General features: G+C 72.5%; 15 protein-coding genes. 3 read left to right on the top strand and 12 right to left on the bottom strand.

Annotation, left to right across the window (positions count from 1 at the left end):
* Positions 1-54: 54 nt before the first annotated feature.
* Positions 55-1038, top strand: coding sequence for an aldo/keto reductase (locus PSQ21_RS01960; RefSeq protein WP_274028653.1), 984 nt, complete (start codon positions 55-57; stop codon positions 1036-1038).
* Positions 1039-1090: 52 nt separating this feature from the next.
* On the opposite strand, the gene PSQ21_RS01955 is transcribed toward PSQ21_RS01960, so the two are convergent.
* From PSQ21_RS01955 to PSQ21_RS01940, 4 genes are all read right to left on the bottom strand, one after another.
* The gene (locus PSQ21_RS01955) at positions 1091-2347 is read right to left on the bottom strand and encodes a serine/threonine-protein kinase (RefSeq protein WP_274028652.1); all 1257 of its coding nucleotides are present in this window, start codon (positions 2345-2347) and stop codon (positions 1091-1093) included.
* A gap of 243 nt (positions 2348-2590) precedes the next feature.
* Positions 2591-3304 (bottom strand): HAD family hydrolase, encoded by a 714-nt coding sequence (locus PSQ21_RS01950; RefSeq protein ID WP_274028651.1) that lies wholly within the window; start codon positions 3302-3304, stop codon positions 2591-2593.
* A 37-nt stretch (positions 3305-3341) separates the two neighbouring features.
* Positions 3342-3851: an Lrp/AsnC family transcriptional regulator gene (locus tag PSQ21_RS01945; protein ID WP_274028650.1), complete on the bottom strand. Its 510-nt coding sequence runs from the start codon at positions 3849-3851 to the stop codon at positions 3342-3344.
* Positions 3852-3941: 90 nt separating this feature from the next.
* Entirely contained in the window at positions 3942-4313 is a 372-nt protein-coding gene (locus PSQ21_RS01940) for a hypothetical protein (RefSeq protein ID WP_274028649.1), read from the bottom strand.
* 255 nt (positions 4314-4568) lie between these two features.
* Between PSQ21_RS01940 and PSQ21_RS01935 the strand changes: the two genes are divergently transcribed.
* Positions 4569-6074 carry an FUSC family protein gene (locus tag PSQ21_RS01935; RefSeq protein ID WP_274028648.1) on the top strand — a complete coding sequence of 502 codons (1506 nt, stop codon included), beginning with the start codon at positions 4569-4571 and terminating at the stop codon, positions 6072-6074.
* Here the strand turns inward: PSQ21_RS01935 and PSQ21_RS01930 are convergent.
* The 4 genes from PSQ21_RS01930 to PSQ21_RS01915 all read right to left on the bottom strand — a co-directional run bounded on the left by PSQ21_RS01930 (position 6050) and on the right by PSQ21_RS01915 (position 8754).
* On the bottom strand, positions 6050-6208 hold the full coding sequence (locus PSQ21_RS01930; RefSeq protein ID WP_274028647.1) for a hypothetical protein: 159 nt from the start codon (positions 6206-6208) through the stop codon (positions 6050-6052). The genes PSQ21_RS01935 and PSQ21_RS01930 overlap by 25 nt on opposite strands.
* A gap of 23 nt (positions 6209-6231) precedes the next feature.
* A complete protein-coding gene (locus PSQ21_RS01925; protein WP_274028646.1) occupies positions 6232-8088 on the bottom strand; it encodes a KedN5 family methylcobalamin-dependent radical SAM C-methyltransferase in 1857 nt (618 codons plus the stop codon).
* Between the two features lie 163 nt (positions 8089-8251).
* Complete coding sequence (locus PSQ21_RS01920) at positions 8252-8476, bottom strand: MbtH family protein (protein WP_274028645.1); 225 nt, start codon at positions 8474-8476, stop codon at positions 8252-8254.
* Between the two features lie 146 nt (positions 8477-8622).
* Complete coding sequence (locus PSQ21_RS01915; RefSeq protein ID WP_274028644.1) at positions 8623-8754, bottom strand: hypothetical protein; 132 nt, start codon at positions 8752-8754, stop codon at positions 8623-8625.
* 74 nt (positions 8755-8828) lie between these two features.
* Between PSQ21_RS01915 and PSQ21_RS01910 the strand changes: the two genes are divergently transcribed.
* Complete coding sequence (locus PSQ21_RS01910; RefSeq protein ID WP_274028643.1) at positions 8829-9239, top strand: DUF6027 family protein; 411 nt, start codon at positions 8829-8831, stop codon at positions 9237-9239.
* 19 nt (positions 9240-9258) lie between these two features.
* Here the strand turns inward: PSQ21_RS01910 and PSQ21_RS01905 are convergent, their stop codons facing one another.
* The 4 genes from PSQ21_RS01905 to PSQ21_RS01890 are packed head-to-tail and all read right to left on the bottom strand — an operon-like array spanning position 9259 to position 13813.
* Positions 9259-10137 (bottom strand): dimethylarginine dimethylaminohydrolase family protein, encoded by an 879-nt coding sequence (locus tag PSQ21_RS01905; protein WP_274028642.1) that lies wholly within the window; start codon positions 10135-10137, stop codon positions 9259-9261.
* Positions 10138-10186: 49 nt separating this feature from the next.
* The gene (locus tag PSQ21_RS01900) at positions 10187-11440 is read right to left on the bottom strand and encodes a sulfotransferase (protein ID WP_274028641.1); all 1254 of its coding nucleotides are present in this window, start codon (positions 11438-11440) and stop codon (positions 10187-10189) included.
* Complete coding sequence (locus PSQ21_RS01895) at positions 11433-13364, bottom strand: methyltransferase domain-containing protein (RefSeq protein ID WP_274028640.1); 1932 nt, start codon at positions 13362-13364, stop codon at positions 11433-11435. Before PSQ21_RS01895 ends, PSQ21_RS01900 begins: the two co-directional genes overlap by 8 nt.
* On the bottom strand, positions 13361-13813 hold the full coding sequence (locus tag PSQ21_RS01890) for a rubrerythrin family protein (protein ID WP_274028639.1): 453 nt from the start codon (positions 13811-13813) through the stop codon (positions 13361-13363). The genes PSQ21_RS01895 and PSQ21_RS01890 overlap by 4 nt, the downstream gene beginning before the upstream one ends.
* Position 13814: the final 1 nt, after the last annotated feature.

Genomic DNA, 13814 nt, shown 5'->3' with positions numbered 1-13814 from the left:
AGGTGCTCCTGCCGCCGTCCACCCCCGGCCCGGGAGCGGAATAGGGTGATCCTCATGGAACAGCGCACACTCGGCAGGACCGGCCGTGACGTCTCGGTCGTCGGACAGGGCACCTGGCAGCTCGGGGGCGACTGGGGCGAGATCGCGGAGGACGACGCGTTCGGGATTCTCGACGCGGCCGTCGAATCCGGCGTCACCTTCTTCGACACCGCGGACGTGTACGGGGACGGCCGCAGCGAACAGCTCATCGGCCGCTACCTGAAGAACCGCCCCGACGCCCACGTCCTCGTCGCCACCAAGATGGGCCGCCGCGCGGACCAGGTCGAGGAGAACTACGTCCTGGACAACTTCCGTACCTGGAACGACCGTTCCCGCGCGAACCTCGGCACCGACACACTCGACCTCGTACAACTGCACTGCCCGCCCACCGGCGTCTACTCTTCCGACGCCGTCTACGACGCCCTGGACACCCTGGTCGCCGAGCAGCGGATCGCCGCCTACGCGGTGAGCGTCGAGACCTGCGCCGAGGCGCTGACCGCCATCGCGCGCCCCGGCGTCGCGAGCGTGCAGATCATCCTCAACCCGTTCCGCCTCAAGCCGCTGGACGAGGTCCTCCCGGCGGCGGCAGCAGCGGGCGTCGGCATCATCGCCCGGGTTCCGCTCGCCTCGGGCCTGCTCTCCGGCAGGTACACCAAGGACACCGTCTTCGGCCCCGACGACCACCGCACGTACAACCGGCACGGCGAGGCGTTCGACCAGGGCGAGACGTTCTCCGGCATCGACTACGCGACCGGCGTCGCCGCGGCCGCCGAGTTCGCCGAGCTGGCTCCCCAGGGCGCCACCCCCGCGCAGACCGCGCTGCGCTGGATCATCCAGCAGCCGGGCGTGACCAGCGTGATCCCCGGCGCGCGCTCGGTGGAGCAGGCCCGCGCCAACGCGGCGGCGGCCGCCCTGCCGCCGCTGCCGCAGTCCACGCTGGACGCCGTGCGGGACCTGTACGACCGGTCGATCCGCGCGGAGGTCCACGACCGCTGGTGACGGCGGGCGGCGTGCGGCGGACCGGAGCGGGCGGGGGAGGAGCGGGCGGGACTCAGTCGTCCCGCTCGTCCTCGTCCCGGTCCTCCTGGCCCTGGCCCTGTCCCTGGTTCTCGCCTCGGCCCTGACCCTCGCCCGGGTTCTCCCGGCCCTCCTCCGGCGAGCCGCCGTCCTGCCCGCCCTGCTGGTCCGGCCGCTGCCCGCCGTTGCGAACGTCCTGCGAAGGACCCGAGGACGGACTCTGGTCCGGCGTTCCGGCGGAGCTGGAGTCCGGGGAGAAGAGGATCATTCCGAGATACACGGCGGCCAGGAACGTCGCCGTGCCCGCGATGACGCTGGCCACCCTGGGCCTCCGTCGTATCGCCTCACGGGTACTGCGACGACGGGCCGGAGCCGATCGGGCCGGCGCCTGCCGTCTTCGCCCCGTGGGCCCCGGGAGCCGGTACGTGGTCGGGCCGACCGGCGCCGGCGGCCCGCCGGGGGAGGGCTGCGGCGCCATCGGGGCGGGCGCCCGGTGGGACGAGGGCGTCTGCAGCGGGAGGGGCTCCGGCCGGCCGCGCCAGGCGTCGGTGCGGAACCAGTCGGAGACCTGCTGCGCGGTGGGCCGCTCCTCCGGCTGCTTGGCCAGCAGTCCGAGGAGATACGAGTCGAAGGCGGCGGAGATCTCCACGCCCCGCTGACGCAGCGGGACCGGCGGGGTGTCGACATGCTGGTACAGCGTCGCGGTCGCCGTGTCGGAGCGGAACGGCGGCTGCCCGAGCAGCAGTTGATAGACGACGCACCCCAGGGAGTACATGTCGGACGCGGAGTCAGCGGTACGTCCCAGCGCCCGCTCGGGAGCCAGGTAGAGGCTCGTGCCGACGATGTGACCGGCCGTCGTCAGCGCGGTCGAGGGATCATCGACGAACTGGGCGATCCCGAAGTCGCCGATCTTCACCGAGCCATCCGCGTCCAGCATCAGGTTGCCCGGCTTGATGTCGCGGTGGACGATGCCCTGGCGGTGCGCGGCGGCCAGCCCGGCGGCCGCCTGGCCCGCGATCAGGGCGACCTGTTCGGGATGGACCCGCTCCTGGGCGGCCAGCAGGTCGCCGAGGCTCTGCCCCTCGACCAGCTCCATCACCAGGAAGAACCGGTCCTCCCAGGCCCCGAAGTCGAACACGGCCACCAGGTGCGGGTGGCTCAACCGGGCGGCGGTCTGCGCCTCCAGCCGGAAGCGGGCGGTCGCCGAGGCGTCCGCCTGGTCCCCCAACAGCAGCTTCACGGCCACCGCGCGCCCCAGCACCTCGTCCGTGGCGCGCCACACCTCGCCCATGCCGCCACGACCGATGGGGGATACCAATCGGTACCGACCAGCTACCAGCACCTGTACACCTATCTCGAATGGTGGCCCGCTCCGGCCGCCGGCGCCCGTGATTCCCGGTCTCCGGCGGAGCCCTGGGCGGAGCGGCGAACGACATGATCAGGATATCGGTCCGGCGGGGCTCCGATGCCCTGACGGCCTTTTGCCCGGGCTTCGCTGACGGCCCGGCACTCCGCCCGGCACGGCTCCGCGCAGTCAGCGCTCGCCGGACCCGGGTCGGCCGAGCAGCCGGCGGTACGCGGCATCGGCCGTGAACGCGGACTGCCCGCCCGCGAACAGCAGGTCGGCGGCCTCGAACGCCGGGTCGGACGCGGTCTCCGGCACGTAGGGGACGGCGAAGCACCGCATGCCCGCCGCGTGCGCGGCCGCCGCTCCGGGCGGGGCGTCCTCCAGCACCACGCAGTCCGCCGGCGCCGCCCCCATCCGCCGGGCCGCCTCCAGGAACACGTCCGGCTCCGGCTTGCCGCGTGCGACCTCCTCGGCGGAGACGTACAGCGGGATGTACGCGTCGAGCCCGGTGACCGCGAGGACCGCCCCGATCGCGGCCCGGGACGAACCGGAGGCCACCGCCATCGGCACCCCCGCCGCGTACAGGCGCTCCACGAGGACCCGCATCTGCGGGAAGACCTCCGTCGACGCCCCGGCGAGCTCCAGATACAGGGCGTTCTTCCCGGCGAGCAGCTCCTCGACCGGGGCGTCGATCCCGTACTCCGCGCGCAGGACGGTCAGCGTCTCCCGGGTGCCGATGCCGATGAACCGGGTGTGGGCCTCCCAGTCGAAGTCCCGCACCCCGTACCGGGCGAGGAGCCGGCGCCCCGCCTCGTAGTAGTTCGGCTCGCTGTCCACCAGCGTCCCGTCGAGGTCGAAGATCACATGAGGGCCGGGCGTGGTCACGGGGCGGGAAGTCATGGCTCCAGCATGCCGCAGCCGCCGGTGACGGTCCCGGTCACCCCTGACCGGGCGCGGAACCCGGCCGGTCCCGGTCGCCCGCCGTACGCCCCACGGATTCGACCAGCGGCAGCACCCGGTGCGCCACCCGCTCGCGCAGTGCCACATCGGTCCGCGTCCTGACGACCCCCGGGAGCTGGATCAGCCGCTGGATGACGTCCTCCAGGTGCCCGTTGTCCCGGGCGACGACGCGGGTCAGCAGATCGCCCCCGCCCGTCGTCGAGAACGCCTCGATGATCTCGGGCACCGCCGCCAGGGCGTCGCCCACCTCGACCAGATGCCCCTGCGTGACCTCCAGGTGGACGAAGGCGAGCACGGGATGGCCGAGCGCGGCGGGGGAGAGGGTCGGCCCGGTGCCGGTGATCACCCCGTCGCGCTCCAGTCGGTCGAGCCGGGCCTGCAGGGTGCCGCGGGCCACGCCGAGCACGCGCGCGTACTCCCGGACGCTGGTGCGCGGCTGCTCGATCAGCAGGCGCAGGATCCGGGTGTCGAGAGCATCCACCGCCATGATCCGCAGATCTCCTTCCGAGCCGTCCGGTGCGGCCCCGACTGTACCCAGGGCGAGGGGCCCGCGCCGCCGGGGCGCCAGGACAGCGCGTCACCCGGAGAACGACAGCAGCCAGGCCGTCAGCGCGGCCGTCAGGGCGAACTGGGCCACCGCGGCGCCCCAGTACCTCCCCCGGCAGAGAGCCAGCCCCACAGCCGCCAGTACGCCGCCGTACCCCGCCAGCTCCGTCACCGCGACGGTGAATTCCTCGCCGTTGTGCGCGGCGGCCCAGGCGCTCATGCCGATCGCGAGCCAGGCGTAGCCGCCGACGAGCGCGTTCAGCGGCAGAAGAGCCAGGAACACCAGGAGGTTCGCCGCTCCGCTCCGGGGCACGCGCTCCCGGATCCCGTCCGTGCGCAGGTCCATGTCCATGTCGGCATGGTGCGCCGCCCGCACGACCCGGGGATGAGTACGCGTACTCATCCCCGGGTCCCCGAACCGGAGCGCGGCCGTCCGGTGCGCGCGTCCGTTGCGCCGAGCGGTGCCTTCCCGGATGGTCCGTTGGCACGCTGGTGGCCGAAGCTTCGTGAAGAAAACTGAGCCATTGGTACACAGTTTTCCTCCCGATTTGATCCAAGAGCCCGACGGATGCTGCAATGGACCCATCGATGGCGCTGCGGACTTCCGCGGCGCCTTTTTCATGCGAGTTCCGCGCGGAGACGCGGGAGGGGCGGAAGTGTGCTGAAGAAGGTGTTCGTGGCGCCGGACCCGGGGCGGGTGCGGCTGCGCTTCGCCGCCCGTGGCGTTCTCGGCATCGGCCTCGCGGTCGCGCTGTGCGGCCTCGCCGGGCACTCGCTGGTGGCGGCCATCACGGGCGGCCTCGCGGCGCTGCTCGCGCTGTTCACCGTGACCGACCCGACGGTGCGCGGCCAGGCGGCCACCACGGCCCTGCTCCCGGCCGTCGGACTGCCCGTCCTCGCGGTGGCCGCCGTGCTGCACGACCAGCCGGTCGCCCGCGACCTGAGCTTCCTCGCCGTGATGGGGGCGGGCGTGTACGCCCGGCGCTGGGGGCCTCGCGGGCACGCGCTGGGCGTCTTCGCGTTCATGATGTTCTTCGCCGCGCAGTTCCTGCACACCGTGCCCGGCCAGCTGCCCGAGCTGTACGTCGCCGTGCTGCTGTCCCTGGGCGCCTCGTCCGCCGTGCGCTTCGGCCTGTGGTGCTACGAGCGGCGGCTGCCCGTCGCGGCCGTGCCCGCTCCCCCGGAGGGCCGGGGCCGGCTGCGTATCACCACCCGGCAGGCCGTCCAGGCCACCCTGGGCGGAGCCTTCGCGCTCGGTCTGGGGCAGCTCCTGTCCGACCAGCGGTGGTACTGGGCCGTGGGCGCCACCTGGTGGGTCTTCGTGAACACCACCTCGCGCGGCGAGACGCTCGTACGGGGATTCCGGCGCGTCCTGGGCACCGTGATCGGCATCGTCGCGGGCTTCGCCGTGGCCATCCCGCTCGACGGCGCGGGGGCCCCGACCGCCGCCGTCGTCGCGGTCAGCGTCTTCGGCATCTTCTACACGGCGGCGGTTTCGTACAGCTGGATGATGTTCTTCGTGACGGTGATGGCCGGCCTGCTCTACGGCGTGCTGGGCGTCCTGGACGCCGCCCTGCTCTGGCTGCGCGTCGCGGAGACCGCCGTCGGCACCCTCGGCGCGGTGCTCGCCGTGCTGCTGGTCCTCCCCGTCACCACCCACGCCATCACCGACGCGTGGATCCAGAAGGCCCTGCGGTGCGTACACGCCTGCACGGCCGAGGCGGCCGACCGGCTCGCCGGCTCGACACTCGCCGACCCCGGCCCCCGCGTCGCCGAACTGGAGGTGCTGCTCGGCCGGGTCCGGCTCTCCCTCGCACCGCTGGTGCACCCCCTGAGCCCGCTGCCCGCCCGCAAGGCACGCGCCCGCCAGGTGCTCGCGCTGCTCGACGACTGCGTGACCGAGGTCCGGGGCCTGGCCTCGATCGCCGCCGACCCCGACGCCTCGCACGACGCCCGTCTCGCGGCTGCCTGCTGGCGGGTCCAGACCGCGGTGGAGATCCTCACCGCGCCCCGCCCCGGCGCGGTCCCCACCGTGCCCGTCCACGCGCATCGCTCCCCTGCGGCAGACCCCGCCCTCGCGCATCTCCACGACCTGGAACGCGCCCTCGCCGAACTTGTCAGCCCGCTGAGCCACGCTCCCTACGCGGCGTCGACCAACGCCTGAAGCCCGGCGGCGGGGCGGTGCCGGTCGCGGGCGGCACCGCCCGTGAGCACGACGTTCAGCGCGCCGACGCGAGCCGGCACCGACAGCGGCCGTACGGGCAGCTCCGCCGCCTCCCCGGTCGAGTCGCTGTCCATCCGCTGCCTCCCTCTCACGCCCGCTACCGGATGTCGAGGCAACGACCGGAGTAGTAGGTCGCGAGTTCGTGGTTGTCGAGGTAGTCGTCGAACCCGACGCGATACGCGAGCGTCAGTTCGACCGGTGAGGGTGTGTCGTCGAACGGCCGGCTCGTGCGGATGGCGTCGAGTACGCGCGGCATCGCGTACTGGAACCGCAGGCCGCTGCGGACGTAGTGCGGCAGGCCGTCGATGCTGCGCACCTCGATGTCCTCGGCACCCGCCCCGGAGTAGATCGGGCGGGTCGCGTTGTCGTAGCGGAAGATCTCGTTCAGCAGCGGCCGGTGTCGCTCGGGCACCTTCGGCAGGATCTCCTCGTCCCACCACCCCTGGAAGACCGGCGCGAACCGGGGATCGGCGTAGAGCTTGTGCAGCGACTCGACGACGAGGCCGGAGTCGGTGAACTCGCGGCCGTGGCCGAGCAGGTCGGCGACGGCGGGATCGGCCGAGCCCTGGAACCAGTCGGACAGGGTCAGCAGGGCGGCGCTCTGGGTGAGCCCGGCGAGCTCCCGCAGCGGCGCCCAGATGTGCCGGAAGTACATGTTCTCGCTCATCGTCCGGGCCCAGAACATGAACCGCTGCATCATCGTGTTCTCCGCGACCGTGACGGTGCGGTGGGCGAGAACGTACTCGAAGTCGTCGTTGTCGCCGCGTACGGTGACGAAGCCGTGCTCCTCGCGGTTCTTCGTGTAGTCCGTGTTGGGCAGCAGCAACAGTGGATAGACGGCGATGCGGGACACGTGTTCGGACAGTCGGTCGTATCCCGTCAGGAAGGAGTCGACCGTCTCACCCGGCGCGCCCCAGATCAGCTCGGCGTAGGCGTCGAGCCCCTCCGCCGCGAGCCAGGTCGCCAGGTCCTGCCACTCGTTGAGCCGCATGTTGCTTCTGCCCATGTCCCGCAACGCCGTGTCGTCCAGTGTCTGCAGCGCCACGGTGAACGAGCTCTTGAACCCCTCGGCCTTCATCCGTCGGATGATGTTGTGGAACGTCTTCGACTTGTTCTTCGCCCACGAGGTCTCCAACGACTGCGGGAACCCGTACTTCTCACGCGTTCGGACGAGGTCCTCGACGAACTCCGCGTCCGGCTGTCGCATGCCGAAGTTCGAGTCGCACAACACCACCGTCGGAACCTGGTGATAGCCGAAGACGTCGAGTTCCGCGCGCAGCCGCTCGCGGGAGAAGTCGCGCATTCTCTGACCGACCGCGCCACCCCAGTAGCAGAACGAGCACTTGTACGGACAGCCGCGGTTGGTCTCCATCAGCGCGACGTCGTAGGGGAACCGGCCATGGTGGTCGAGGAGCGGGATGGCCCCGGTGAGGAACGGCGACGGAATGATGTCCAGGTCGTCGATGCGCGGTGCCTCGGCAGTGGTGTGGATCGTGCCTTCCTCGTCGCGGTAGGAGATGCCCGGCACCTGCGCGAGGTCGTGCGGCGACTTCTCCTCGAGGAAGGCGAGCAGCAGGTCGCGGAAGGTGAACTCGCCCTCGCCGTTGGCGACGACGTCGACCTCGGGGAAGCGCCGGAAGACGCGTTCCGCTTGGTGGGCGACGTGCGTTCCGCCGAAGACGACCCAGCCGTCCGGGCGCACCGACTTGTAGGTCTCGGCGAGCGCGCCGAACTGGTTGAAGTTCCAGCCGAGGACCGAGAACGCCAGCACGTCCGGAAGGGTCCCGGAGAAGATCGTGCGTGCCATCGAGCCGAGCGATTCGCCACCGCGGAAGTTCTGTATTCCCACGGCGAACTCGGGCCCCACCACGGGATCGGCCCGTGCCGCGGCTGTCAGGTAGCCGGCGGCGAGCGGCATCGATTGCTGGGGCATGTCCCAGGCGCCCTGTTGCACGATCAGCGCCCGCCCGCGCTTCTCCCGTGAACGTGGCCGTCGTCGTGGTGACGGAAGTACGGACTGACTCACTGTTCCGCCCCTATGCCGCCGGGCCGCACGGTTCCCCCGGGCGCTGCACGCCCTGCGCCGGGTGCGGCGGTCGGCCCACCGGCTCCGACGTTCAACCGCGGCCGTCCATGGCGCGGCGCAGGGAGGCGGGACGCAGGTCGGTCCAGTGCTCCTCGACGTAGGCCAGGCACGCCGCCCGGCCGTCCGGGCCGTGCACCACGTGCCACCCGGCGGGCACCGGAGCGAACTCCGGCCACAGGGAGTGCTGGTCCTCGTCGTTGCGCAGCACCCGGAACACTCCGTTGTCGTCGTCGAACGGGTTGGTCGTCTCAGTCATGCCGTCTCCAGGTCGCCGCACACTACAAGTCGCCGCCGGGCGGTCAACACTCCCGCCAGGAGCTCGGCGCGTGCCTGGCGGGCCTGCCCGGACTCTCAGGCGGGGACGCCCCGGCCCGCCCGTGCGGGAGGACCGGGGCGGTTGGGTCAGATGCGGTAGCCGAGGCTGCGCAGCTGCTGACGGATCGCCTCGTCGTCGGCCGTGGCGGTGCCGCTGGCCGCGGCCCCCGAGTCGGTCGGAATGAGCGCGACGTGCTCCTCACGAAGGTTCTCGTTCACTGGTTCTCCTTTCCTGACTTCGGTGTTCATCCCTGCCCGGTCGGACAAGCTCGGTGCCGCCCTAGGGTGGCGGTATGGACGGCGACATGGATGACCTGGCCCTCGACGTGACCGGTACGCCGACGGTTCGGCTGCGCCAGTGGGAACGGTGCTGGCCACCGGACGACCCGCATGCCAACTTCAAGGCCGAGGTGGTCGACTACGGGCTCCTCGATCCGCTGGAGACCGTGCGCGGGATGTCCCGGAACCTGGACATCCCGGTCGGCGCGATCGTCCGGTACGTGCTGGCGAAGTGGGCCACCGGCGGCAGCGGCGGCCTGCTCGAACTCGGGCCGGTGATGGTGCCCCGCCTGTGGGAGCCGATCGCGGCGGCGGAGGAGGCCGACTCCGACGAGCAGCGGCTCGCGGCGTACCACCAGCTCCGGCAGATGATCTCCTGGCTGAAGGTGCCGCTGGACGATCCCACGGTGTACCCGCCCCAGTGACCGGTCGGGCGGCCGGCTCTCAGTGCTCACGGCGCACCACCCCCGTGACGCAGCCGATGCCGCCGGCCGCCCGCAGGTACGCGCCGATGTCGATCGCGTCGACGGCCACCCCCGCCCGCTCCAGCGTCCGCCGGATTCCCGGGCAGCCCGCGGGCATCAGCACCCGCCCCGGTGCGAGTACCAGCAGGTTCATCCCGCGCCCCACCAGCAGTTCCTCGTCCGGCGGCAGCGCGATCACCCGATAGCCGTACTCGGCGAGCAGCGCCGTCAGCTCCGGCGGGCTCGCCGCCCGGTGGACGACGGCGGTGGACGGGTCGAGGAACACCACCGTCCCCAGCAGGTGCTGCACACCCGGCGCCAGCGGCACCGTCACCACCCGCGCCCCCAGCCCCGCGACCGCCGAGGCGACCTCGGCCGCACCGGCCGCGTTCGTGCGGAACCCGGTACCGACGACCACCGTCGACGGGTCGATCCACAGGGCGTCGGCGCCCTCGAACACGGCGGTGCCGGAGACCGTGCGCAGGATCGGGAACCCCGCCCCGGCCAGCGCGAGCGCGGCATGCCGTTCCTCGCCGGCCCGCTGCGCCGACGCCATCCGCGCCACCACCGCCCCGGCCGGGGTCATCCAGAACAGGTCGCGTGCGAACACCACGTTCGGCGTCGCCGCGGGGGAGGCCAGGTGTACCTCGACCCCGTGGCCCCGCAGGCGGTCCGCCAGCGCGTCGTACTGCGCCCGCATCGCCGGGAGGTCCACCGGCCCGAGCATGAGCGAGGCCCCCGGCCGTCGCACCGCAGCGATGCTGTCCGGCGGGCGGACCAGCAGCACCGACCGCAGCGCGGCCGTCTCCGACCGGTACCCGCACGGCGCCCACACCTCCCCGGCCGCGACTTCGTCCACATGCGACGCCGCCCGGGGCACCCACCCCGGGCCCCCGTGGGTGCTCAGCTCAGATCCAGTCGTCGTCACGGGCATAGCCGAGCCTCTCCGCCATCGTGAGCACGTCGGCGCTCAGTCCCGATCTGACTTCCTCTTCCCGCGCCCGCCACCGGCCGGGGCGGGGCGCGGCGGTGGACACCGTGGCGGCGATGCCGTCGGTCGCGGCCCGCTTCAGCCGCCCGTCGAACGGGATCCCCAGCCAGTCCGCGACCCGCTCGACGGCGTCCGCGCGCCCGCGCGGAGTGCTGATCAGGTCCTCGAACCGCACCGTGTGGTCCGCCCCGTGCGCGAGCACCGCACGGTGACTCGACCACCACTGGTGGGCGCAGACCCGGGGCAGGGCGGCGGCGGTGTACGCGGGCCAGCAGGGTGGCAGGTCGAACTTCCACCAGTGCCGGTCGGCCGGCCGCACATCGGCGTATCCGGCGATGCGCAGCGGTTCGTCCAGCCGGTACGCGTGGAACCCGTGGTGCAGCCACCCGTCGATCAGGCCGTTGACCGACGCGGCCGGGTTCCTGGTCAGGTGCAGCACCCGCAGCCGTGCGTGGGGGAACACCGCCCGCAGGAAGCCGAGTCGGTAGGCGTTGCCCGGCGTCTTGATCACCAGGGGCTTCGTGGCGAGATCGTGTTCGTCCGCGGGCCGCCAGGGACGGGGGAGGACGAACGGCGGCTCTTCGAGCAGTACGTCGCCGGGCGGCCCGGCCGGTCGTGGTCCCGGCGACCGCCCGGGAAGGTCGTAGTACCGCGGGTCCACGCCGGCCTTGCCGATCAGCGCCCGTGCGAACCGGGGGAGATCATGGTCCAGCAACGCCTCGGCGGTCCGCATCAGATCGACGGGATCGAGACCACGATCCGGCCACTGCACGAGAAGCCGCCACACCGCGTCCGCCGCCAGGTTCTCCACGCCGGTGCCGGGAGAGCCCGCGTCCAGTGCCAGTTCCGCCTCGAACAACGCCCGGGACCGTGGTGGGAGCCCGTGCCAGTGCGCCGCCTCCAGCACGTCGGATCCGGTGCCACTGTGCGGGTGGTCGAGGCCGACCAGCCGCAGCAACGGATTCAGCTCACCGCGCAGGTGCAGCAGGTGCGGCGAGGCCCGCAGCAGCTCGGCGAGCATGCTCGACCCGCCCCGCGAACTGGACGCGACGACCACGAGATCGCGCACCTTCGCGCGGAAGCCGTCCACCGGCGTGCCCCGCAGCGGCCGCAGCACCTCCAGCCCGCGCACGACCTCGGCGACCGGGTGATCCACGGCGCGGCTAGGCATGGCCGGGCTTCCGCACCGAGTACACGCACCACCGCCACCGGTCGCGCACCGAGCCGTCCGGCAGCACCTCGAAGGGGTGTACGGCGCGCACCTCGCGCGGCGCGTCGTAGTAGAGGCGGTAGATCTCCTGCCGGCTCGCCGGTGTCGTCTCGTGGGTGTCGATCCACCGGTCGATCGACTCCCACAGGAAGTACTCCTCCATCCGCACATCGGTGAAGCCGCCACCGGTGAGCAGCGCCCGGAAGTCCTCCTCACGGAACATCTGGTACAGCAGCGGCTGCTTCTTCTTGAACACGCGGAACATCCAGAACGCGTCCACGTCCGCGTACGGCACGATCTGCCCGACGATGAACTGTCCGCCGGGCCGCAGCACACGGAAGATCTCCGACACCGGCAGCTCCGGCCGGGGCAGCAGATGCAGCACCTCCCGGGTGACCACCAGGTCGAAACTGGCGTCGGGGAACGGCAGGTCGTAGACGGTGCCCTGGTGCACCACGTCCAGCCGGGTGGCGGCGAGCGCGGCCATCTCCGGGGTGAGGTCCAGCCCGACCATCTCACCGACCCGGCCGCGGAACGCGCCGCCGACGACACCGCTGCCGCAGCACACGTCCAGCATCCGCGCGTCCGGCGGCACCGCGCACAGCTCCGCGTGCTTGCCGAGCAGGTCCTCGTCGGTGAGCCACGAGCACGAGTCGTGCCAGTCCTTCGACCGGATCCCGAACTGCCGCTGGTAGACCGCGTAGTCGACCTCGACGGCCCGGGGCCGGGAGCGGGCCGTCCGCCCGGCCAGCCGCGCGGCGAGCCGGGCCCGACTGGCGTCGATGGCCCGTTCGGCGATACGGCGGGCCAGCTCCGGGTCGGCCGCCAGCGCCCGCCGCGCCTGCTCGGTGACGACGTCGAACACGCGGGCGCCCGCCGCTTCGTTGCGCAGGGTGCGCTTGGTCTGGCCGTCGAACCGCGCGTCCGGGATCCGGATCGCGATCACCGCGGTCAGCCCCTCCAGGATGTCGACCACGGTCATCTTGTCCGCGGCCGGGCCGAGATGTTCGGCCACCACCCCGGCCAGCGCCCGGCGCAGGGCGTCCACATGCGACCCGCCCAGGTCGGTGCGGATGGTGTTGACGTAGCTGAAGATCTGCTCCGCGTACCCCTCGGTCCACTGGACGGCGGCGTCGATCACGCACCCGTCGCCCGCCCAGGTGAAGGTGGCCGGCTCGGCGTGCACCTTCTCGGTGTCGCGGGCGCGGTGGGTGAGCAGGCCCCGCACCCCGGTCATCTCGTACAGCGACTCGTCCCGCCCGGTGCGGTGGTCGATGAGGTCGACGCGCAGGCCCGGGTGCAGATACGCGATGTCGAGCAGCCGGGCGTGCAGCACTTCGGCGTCGAGCACACAGGAGGAGAAGATCTCCGGGTCCGGGCGGAACCACACCCGGGTGCCGCGGCGGTCGCTGTCACCGCCCCGCTTGAGCGGGGTCTCGACCGAGCCCCGGACGAACGACTCACTGTGGTGCGCGCCGTCGCGCCACACCTCCAGGCGCAACCACTCCGACAACGCGTTCACGCAGGCCAGGCCGACACCGTGCAGCCCGGCCGACGTCGCGTACGAGGAGTGGTCGAACTTGCCCCCCGAGTGCAGTGTGGTGAGCACGAGTTCGCACGCCGGGATCCCGGCCTCCGGGTGCGGGGCGGTGGGGATGCCCCGGCCGTCGTCGGTGACCGAGCAGGAGCCGTCGTCGTACAGCTCCACCGAGATCGCGCCGCAGTGCCCGGCGGCGGCCTCGTCCACGGCGTTGTCGACCAGTTCGAGCACCAGGTGGTGGGCGCCGTCCGGGCCGGTCGACCCGACGTACATGGACGGGTTGCGGCGCACCGCCTCCAGCCCGGAGTAGACGGTGATCGCCTCGGCGTCGTAGTCGGTGGTCATGGCGCTCCGTTCCCGGCGAACCGCGGCTCGTCCAGCCCGGTGAGGGCCTGTTCCAGCCGGTCCACGTGCGTCTTCTTCAGCGTGCACAGCGTCTCCAGCCAGCTCGCCAGATCGGCCATGCCGTCCATGTGGGCCCGCGCGGCCAGGCCGGGGTAGCGTTCGGTGGCCTCCCCGAGGTCGCCGCTGATCGCCGCGGCGAGGTTGCGGCGGGTGTCGCCGAGCGTGCGGCCGGTGCCCGGGTCGTCGCCGCCCAGCAGGTCGCGCAGCACGTCCAGGTGCCCGTGGGCGGCGCAGGCCACGCTCTCGGCGAGCTCGCCGAACACCCGGGCCGCCTCGGTGTGGCCCTCGATCCCGGCGACCTGCGCGAAGTAGGTGTACCGCGCGGCGGTGGCCGCCTCGGCGAGGAACGCGGCCCGCACGCCGTCGGCGGGGGACTGGTCCGGTTCCATG

This window comes from Streptomyces sp. MMBL 11-1, from assembly GCF_028622875.1.
Taxonomy (GTDB): Bacteria; Actinomycetota; Actinomycetes; order Streptomycetales; family Streptomycetaceae; genus Streptomyces.
The sequence above is the reverse complement of the archived record's forward strand: the minus strand, read 5'-3'. Positions and strand labels throughout refer to the sequence as shown.

Bases quoted from the DNA above. Each gene is read 5' to 3' on its own strand.
- PSQ21_RS01950 (WP_274028651.1), bottom strand. From the start codon at position 3,304: ATGACTTCCCGCCCCGTGACCACGCCCGGCCCTCATGTGATCTTCGAC.
- PSQ21_RS01945 (WP_274028650.1), bottom strand. From the start codon at position 3,851: ATGGCGGTGGATGCTCTCGACACCCGGATCCTGCGCCTGCTGATCGAG.
- PSQ21_RS01920 (WP_274028645.1), bottom strand. From the start codon at position 8,476: ATGACTGAGACGACCAACCCGTTCGACGACGACAACGGAGTGTTCCGG.
- PSQ21_RS01910 (WP_274028643.1), top strand. From the start codon at position 8,829: ATGGACGGCGACATGGATGACCTGGCCCTCGACGTGACCGGTACGCCG.
- PSQ21_RS01940 (WP_274028649.1), bottom strand. From the start codon at position 4,313: ATGAGTACGCGTACTCATCCCCGGGTCGTGCGGGCGGCGCACCATGCC.
- PSQ21_RS01890 (WP_274028639.1), bottom strand. From the start codon at position 13,813: ATGGAACCGGACCAGTCCCCCGCCGACGGCGTGCGGGCCGCGTTCCTC.
- PSQ21_RS01930 (WP_274028647.1), bottom strand. From the start codon at position 6,208: ATGGACAGCGACTCGACCGGGGAGGCGGCGGAGCTGCCCGTACGGCCG.
- PSQ21_RS01960 (WP_274028653.1), top strand. From the start codon at position 55: ATGGAACAGCGCACACTCGGCAGGACCGGCCGTGACGTCTCGGTCGTC.
- PSQ21_RS01955 (WP_274028652.1), bottom strand. From the start codon at position 2,347: ATGGGCGAGGTGTGGCGCGCCACGGACGAGGTGCTGGGGCGCGCGGTG.
- PSQ21_RS01895 (WP_274028640.1), bottom strand. From the start codon at position 13,364: ATGACCACCGACTACGACGCCGAGGCGATCACCGTCTACTCCGGGCTG.
- PSQ21_RS01900 (WP_274028641.1), bottom strand. From the start codon at position 11,440: ATGCCTAGCCGCGCCGTGGATCACCCGGTCGCCGAGGTCGTGCGCGGG.